This window comes from Paraburkholderia sp. NMBU_R16 (assembly GCF_013282575.1).
Lineage (GTDB): Bacteria > Pseudomonadota > Gammaproteobacteria > Burkholderiales > Burkholderiaceae > Trinickia.
In genome coordinates, this window is the sequence record NZ_JAAAYE010000176.1 from 1 (window position 1) to 1,764 (window position 1,764).

The window sequence follows — 1,764 nt, forward strand, 5'->3', positions numbered from 1 at the left end:
TGATCCACAGCGTCAGGCTCCCCCGGCTGCGCAGCCCCGCTTCATACTCGGGCCAGTTCGTCACCCGATGGGCCATCTTCGGGATGTCATGCCGGCGCGCGGCGTTGTGCTTGTGGGGCATGCATGGTCTTCCAGCAGGACGGACTGCGATTTTATTACTCCTGTCTTTCGTTTGCCTATCCGTGCACCAACGCCAGTGGGATGCCCTCGTGCTGTACTGTGCAGAGGGCCGTGCCGAGATCAGCAACGTCCTGGCCGAAAACGCGCTGCGCTGTGTGAGTCTGGGTCGCAAGAACTTCTTGTTCGCCGGCTCCGACAGCGGGGGGAAACGGGCCGCGGCGATGTACAGCCTGATCGGCACGTGCAAGCTGAACGCGATCAACCCGCGCGCTTACCTCGAATACGTGCTGACCCATATCGCTGATCACCCCATCAACCGCATCGACGAATTACTACCCTGGAACGTGGCAAGTAAGCTGCCAGGGAAGTCTTGCCCACCTGCCCACGGGCTGATTGCCAGCGCGCCAACACGAGCGCCCGATACCCGATCATGCCTCACGTGCGCGCCGGATAGCGGACGGCCTTCGCGAGGCGCTTACGTTGTACTCGATTCGCCACTCTTCGATCAAGTGACCCGCGAACCTGGCATGAGTCTTCGCATTGTGCAGACGCTCTTCGCGTCGTTCTCTTAACCGTCACCGGAATGCCGGACGCTGTATTCCATGGGGGGTTGAGCGCGCCATGAAATTGGCCTGCGCTTCAACCGTCAGGTGGGTGACATCATTGATGTGCCGTGTCGGCGCGATATCATTCCTGCATCGAATGTTTTGAGGTGGCTCGTGACTATTTCGCACGTAAGAGGACCTACTTCTGAAGTTGGTCTCGATGGTGAGACTGCTTCCGCCCCATCACGGCCGACACCGCGTCGATCGCCCGAGTTGGGACTGCCTGGTTCCGCGAATCCGCAGTTGAGCGGCCTTACCCAACGCAATCCACATAGGCCACCGAAGCCGGCTGGGCCGCGTCCCAATACGTCGGTGGTGGCATCGAGCAAACCGGAAGCGCAGCAGGCGCACACATCTATCCAACCGGAAGCGCCTATCCCGCCACTGCCGCTTTATCATCCGTCTATCATCCATCCAGGGCCATCTGGGGACGATATTTCGCCGCAGAGTGCGTCGGAAGGTGTTCAGCCGCGCCCGCCAACATCGGCGTCGTTGGGGGGGGCTACTGCGGGTCCTCCGGTTCATCAGGTTCATCACGCAAATAGCTGGCTACCAACTGGGCTCCCACCTGCGCCACCGTCGATCCCGCCTAGGCACCCCGCGACGGCGCAGCCGTCTCAGCCGCCGCGCCCGGTGGATCAGCACACTCGTCCGAATGTCCCGATGTCGCCGCCCGCCGGTCGTCCTCCTGCCCCCGCGCAGTTCGGTAATGACGGATATAACGCACTCCTGGAGCAGGCTCAGGATCTTCCACGACCGAATGTGGCTGGGTTATACGACGCCAATCCGGAGCGCTGGCACGGCCGGCCAGCGATGCAGTTCGGAGGCAGGCCGACGTTCCAGCATTCTGGTCCGAGCGCTGCGGTTGGAGGCCATCCTACTCAGGGCCCGCATAGCAGACCGCCAATGGTAGGGCTCCCACCTGCGCCACCGTCGATCCCGCCTAGGCACCCCGCGACGGCGCAGCCGTCTCAGCCGCCGCGCCCGGTGGATCAGCACACTCGTCCGAATGTCCCGATGTCGCCGCCCGCCGGTCGTC

General features: G+C 62.9%; 2 pseudogenes. One reads left to right on the forward strand and one right to left on the reverse strand.

The features are described from left to right. Positions 1 to 121 (reverse strand): annotated as a pseudogene (locus GWC77_RS27575) (IS5/IS1182 family transposase); the annotation flags it as partial. Positions 122 to 194: 73 nt separating this feature from the next. Here GWC77_RS27575 and GWC77_RS27580 point away from each other — a divergent pair. Beyond that, positions 195 to 488, forward strand: a pseudogene (locus tag GWC77_RS27580) (transposase domain-containing protein); the annotation flags it as partial. Between the last annotated feature and the right edge of the window lie 1,276 nt (positions 489 to 1,764).